This is a genomic window from Nostoc sp. 2RC (assembly GCF_014222165.1).
In the GTDB taxonomy this organism is placed as follows: Bacteria; Cyanobacteriota; Cyanobacteriia; order Cyanobacteriales; family Nostocaceae; genus Nostoc; species Nostoc linckia.
Genome location: NZ_JACKZU010000496.1, coordinates 1 through 4,887 on the forward strand (window position 1 = coordinate 1; position 4,887 = coordinate 4,887).

5 protein-coding genes and 1 pseudogene are annotated in these 4,887 nt (G+C 44.7%); 4 read left to right on the forward strand and 2 right to left on the reverse strand.

The annotated features are described in order from the left end of the window. Positions 1-146: 146 nt before the first annotated feature. Both GNE10_RS32060 and GNE10_RS32065 read right to left on the reverse strand, forming a co-directional pair. Positions 147-740: an ATP-dependent Clp protease proteolytic subunit gene (locus tag GNE10_RS32060; protein WP_073642384.1), complete on the reverse strand. Its 594-nt coding sequence runs from the start codon at positions 738-740 to the stop codon at positions 147-149. A gap of 103 nt (positions 741-843) precedes the next feature. Then, positions 844-1,506, reverse strand: coding sequence for an ATP-dependent Clp protease proteolytic subunit (locus GNE10_RS32065; protein ID WP_185570008.1), 663 nt, complete (start codon positions 1,504-1,506; stop codon positions 844-846). Positions 1,507-1,739: 233 nt separating this feature from the next. Here GNE10_RS32065 and GNE10_RS32070 point away from each other — a divergent pair, with 233 nt between their 5' ends. The 4 genes and pseudogenes from GNE10_RS32070 to GNE10_RS36285 all read left to right on the forward strand — a co-directional run. After that, positions 1,740-2,996: a VWA domain-containing protein gene (locus GNE10_RS32070; RefSeq protein ID WP_185570009.1), complete on the forward strand. Its 1,257-nt coding sequence runs from the start codon at positions 1,740-1,742 to the stop codon at positions 2,994-2,996. After that, a complete protein-coding gene (locus GNE10_RS32075; protein WP_185570010.1) occupies positions 2,993-4,273 on the forward strand; it encodes a VWA domain-containing protein in 1,281 nt (426 codons plus the stop codon). Before GNE10_RS32070 ends, GNE10_RS32075 begins: the two co-directional genes overlap by 4 nt. Positions 4,274-4,414: 141 nt before the next feature. Further along, entirely contained in the window at positions 4,415-4,663 is a 249-nt protein-coding gene (locus GNE10_RS32080) for a hypothetical protein (RefSeq protein WP_185570011.1), read from the forward strand. A gap of 27 nt (positions 4,664-4,690) precedes the next feature. Continuing rightward, positions 4,691-4,887: pseudogene (locus GNE10_RS36285) on the forward strand (hypothetical protein); the annotation flags it as partial.

Below are 4,887 nucleotides of genomic sequence, written 5' to 3' on the forward strand. Positions count from 1 at the left end.
GGGCAAAGGGCAAGGGGGAAAGGGAAAAGGGCAAGGGGGAAAGGGCAAAGGGAAAGGGGCAAAGGGCAAGGGGCAAGTGGCAAAGAGCAGGGGAGGAAGGAAAGACCTCTCCTTTTCCCCTTTTCCCTTTCCCCTTTTCCCCATTCCTACGGTCTCTCTTCTATCACACGGTCAATTAAACCGTATTCTTTAGCTTCTTGGGCAGACATGAAAAAGTCGCGATCCATGTCTTTTTCAATTTTGGCTAGGGTTTGACCGGTGTTGTCAGCATAAATTTGGTTTAGCTGGTTGCGAATCCGGAGAATTTCTCTAGCTTCAATTTCGATATCGCTTGCTTGTCCGCGAGTACCGCCGGAAGGTTGGTGAATCATAATCCGTGAGTGAGGCAATGCTAAGCGCTTGCCTTTGGCTCCACCTGCTAGTAAAAATGACCCCATAGAGGCTGCTAAGCCTGTGCATATTGTGACCACATCTGATTTGATGTGCTGCATGGTGTCATAAATTGCCAGCCCAGAGGTGACCATACCACCAGGTGAATTGATGTATATGTAAATATCTTTGCCTGGATCTTCGGAATCCAGATATAGCAAGAAGGCTATAATCTCATTGGCAATTTTATCGTCAATTTCTTCACCCAAGAATATAATTCGTTCCAGGGAAAGACGAGTATAAATGTGAACCCATTCCTCCATCTGTCCCCCTGGCAAACGATAGGGGACGCTGGGGTAACCAATAGGCATAATTTGCTCCGTTATTACAATGATTTATAGCAACGATGAAGCCTGGTAGCTCCTGTGGGTTGGAGTGAGTTGAAATCACAAGAAATCAGACTCACTTCATGTTTTAAAGGACGCTAGCAGGTAGCGGGGGATTGGCGACTTCTTCTTTCTCAAAAACTCGGTCAATCAAACCGTATTCCTTAGCTTGATAGGGAGTCATGTACAGCAGACGATCCATATCTTTGCTAATTTTTTCTGGCGATTGTTCGGTGTTGCGAGACAAAATGTCAACCAATGATGCCTTGTTAGCTAGAACTTCCTTGGCCCGAATTTGAATATCAGTTGCTTGACCTTGGGCGAAACTCTTGGGTTGATGCAGAATAATGGATGCATGGGGTAAGCTAGCACGGCAACCTTTTGTACCAGCACTGAGGAGCATCGCTGCCATACCCATCGCGGAACCGATGCAGATGGTGTGGATCGGAGGCTTGATATATTTCATTGTGTCATAGATGGCGAAAGCTTCGGTCTCAAAGCCTATGGGTTCGCCACTGTAACCAGAAGTGCCTGTAGAGTTGATGTAAATTTTAATTGGTTTTTCTGGGTCATCGGACTGCAAGTACAGGAGTTCGGCGATGATCAGTTTTGTGATTTGGGGAACTAAAGGAGTTCCTAAGTAGACAATTCGCTCCTTTAATAGTAGAGACGGTAAATCTGGCGGCGGTTTCCGATAAAAACGATCGCCGTAATAAGGGGATTGAACAGCCTTGATGGCGGAAATGTCCATAGCAACTGATCGCCTGCAATTATGCCGTTAACTGTAATACATCCTAGCGTGATGCTAACTCGGTTAAAGGTGTGGATTTCTCCCTAATGGTTAAGGGGGAGGTAGCATCTGCCAATATTTGGCTTCTAAGATATTCTGATTATATTAATGTATTGGATAGCTTTTCCGTAGCACTAAAGTGGTGCTTTGAAGTTATTTACAAATATCTATATTCTCAATAGGAATTTGGGGTTATGAGGGTCAGCTTACAGCCTGCCTTGAATGATAGTAATTTAGACGCCAATCAAGTCAACTCTCAACGTCAGTTGGGAATTTCGATTTCGGCCATTGCCGAGGTTCAAGACCGCAATGTGCCACTGAATTTGTGCCTGATTCTCGACCATAGTGGTTCGATGAATGGGCGACCCCTAGAAACGGTGAAAAACGCGGCGAATCGTCTGGTGGATCGATTAAGTCCTGGCGATCGCCTGAGTGTTGTAGTTTTCAATCACCGTGCTAAAGTCTTGATACCTAGTCAGTCCATCGAAGATCCAGAAAAAATTAAGCAGCAAATTAACCGCCTAGCTGCTGATGGCGGAACTTCTATTGATGAAGGATTGCGCTTGGGGATTGAAGAATTGGCTAAGGGAAAAAAAGATAGCGTTTCCCAAGCCTTCTTATTAACTGATGGCGAAAACGAACATGGTGATAATAATCGCTGTTTAAAATTTGCCCAATTGGCTGCTAGCTATAATTTGACTTTAAATACCTTGGGTTTTGGTGACAATTGGAACCAAGATGTTTTAGAAAAAATTGCGGATGCTGGTTTGGGTACTTTGTCTTATATCCAAAAACCCGATCGCGTGGTGGATGAATTTAGCCGTTTGTTTAGCCGCGTCCAAGCAGTAGCTTTGACTAATGCTTATTTGATATTCTCCCTCATGCCCAATATCCGGCTAGCAGAACTCAAACCAGTTGCCCAAGTTTCTCCGGACACCATTGAATTACCACTGCAACAAGAACCAGATGGACGTTTCTCTGTGCGTTTAGGAGATTTAATGAAAGATGCAGAACGGGTGATTTTAGCTAATATTTATTTGGGACAATTGCCACCAGGGAAACAAGCCATCGCCAACGTGCAAGTCCGCTACGACGACCCAGCGACGAACGAAACGAGTATATTTACGCCAAACATCCCAGTTTACGCCAATATCGTGGGAGATTACCAACCAAACCCCAATCCCCAGGTGCAACAATCGATTTTGGCATTAGCTAAGTATCGCCAAACCCAGTTAGCCGAGACGAAATTGCAACAAGGCGATCGCACTGGTGCGGCGACGATGCTACAAACAGCAGCCAAAACTGCTTTACAGATGGGAGATACTAGTGCAGCGACAGTGTTACAAACTTCTGCTACCCAGTTACAATCTGGCGGAGATTTGTCGGAAAGCGATCGCAAGAAAACCAGAATTGTCTCCAAAACAGTTTTGCAAGATACCCCTTTGCAATGAAAGTAAAATTGCTCTCGGCGCTAAATGATAATCATGTTGATGTGGCTCAAACAAGTAGTCAACGTCAATTGGCCATCACAATTTCGGCTATTGCTGGTGAGTTAGACAAAAACCTGCCCCTTAACCTCTGCTTGATTCTGGATAAAAGTGGTTCCATGCATGGAAAACCAATTACAACGGTGATTCAAGCAGTGGAAGAATTAATCGATAGATTGAAAGTTGGCGATCGCATCTCGGTTGTGGCTTTTGCGGGTTCTGCCCAAGTCATTATCCCCAACCAAATTATTCAAGACCCCGAAAGCATCAAATCTGAAATTAAAAAGAAACTTAGTGCTAGTGGCGGTACGGTAATTGCTGAGGGTTTGGAACTGGGAATTACAGAACTGATGAAGGGCACAAGAGGTGCTGTGTCCCAGGCTTTTCTGCTGACGGACGGTCACGGTGAAAGCAGTTTGCGAATTTGGAAGTGGGATATCGGCCCGGATGACAACAAGCGCTGTTTGGAACTGGCGCAAAAAGCTGCCAAACTGAACTTAACTATCAGCACTCTTGGATTTGGTAATAACTGGAATCAGGATTTATTAGAAAAAATTGCCGATGTTGGTGGCGGTACTTTAGCTTATATTGAGCGTCCCGAACAAGCTCTAGAGCAGTTTAACCGTTTGTTTGGGCGGATTCAATCTGTGGGGTTAACTAATGGCTATTTGTTATTATCTTTAGTGCCTAATGTCCGACTAGCAGAATTTAAACCCATTGCCCAAGTTTCCCCAGACACAATTGAATTACCAATGGAACCACAAGCTGACGGTAGCTTTGCTGTACGCTTGGGAGACTTAATGCAAGATGTAGAACGTGTAGTTTTGGCTAATATTTATTTGGGACACTTGCCAGAGGGAAAACAAGTAATCGGGCATTTGCAAATTCGTTATGACGATCCGTTAATTAACCAGCAAGGGTTACTTTCGCCCATGATGCCAGTCTACGCAGATGTGGTCAAGGAGTATCAACCAGCATCTAATCCCCAGGTGCAGCAATCGATTTTAACATTAGCCAAGTATCGCCAAACTCAGTTAGCAGAAGCGAAATTGCAAGAGGGCGATCGCACTGGCGCAGCTACAATGTTACAAACAGCCGCCAAAACTGCACTACAAATAGGAGATAAAGGGGCGGCGACAGTGTTGCAAACTTCCGCCACTCGCCTGCAAGCTGGGGAAGAACTTTCCCAAGCTGACTTGAAGAAAACTAGGATTGCATCAAAGACTGTTTTACAAGAATAGTAATCCAGTATTAGTGGTTAACGGTATAAAAGTTTCGCGTCAAGGCGCAAAGCGAGAAAAAATATTTTATTCCTCAATTGAGCAACAAAGTAGTCTCATATTCCTAAATTATCGATTAACTACCGCCGAAGAGTTTGACTTATGCTGATCCAGAAGATTGTCCAAGAATTGCAAGACATCCCTGAAGACAAACTAGCAGAACTTTATGACCTAATTCACTACTTTCGGTTAGGTTTAAGTCAAGAACATAGACAACCTCTTGCGGTGAGCGAAGTCGAACCGCGCACCCCTGGTTTATTGAAAGGACAACTCAGCGATGCTTTTTTTGAACCACTCCCAGAAGAGGATTACCTGTCATCACCTACGACAAAGCTTTCCAGACTGGACTGATTCAGGTAATTCCCGACCTCAAGTAAAGCCAAGTATCGCCAAACTCAGTTAGCAGAAGCGAAATTGCAAGAGGGCGATCGCACTGGCGCAGCTACAATGTTACAAACAGCCGCCAAAACTGCCTTACAAATAGGAGATAAAGGGGCGGCGACAGTGTTGCAAACTTCCGCCACTCGCCTGCAAGCTGGGGAAGAACTTTCCCAAGCTGACTTGAAGAAAACTAG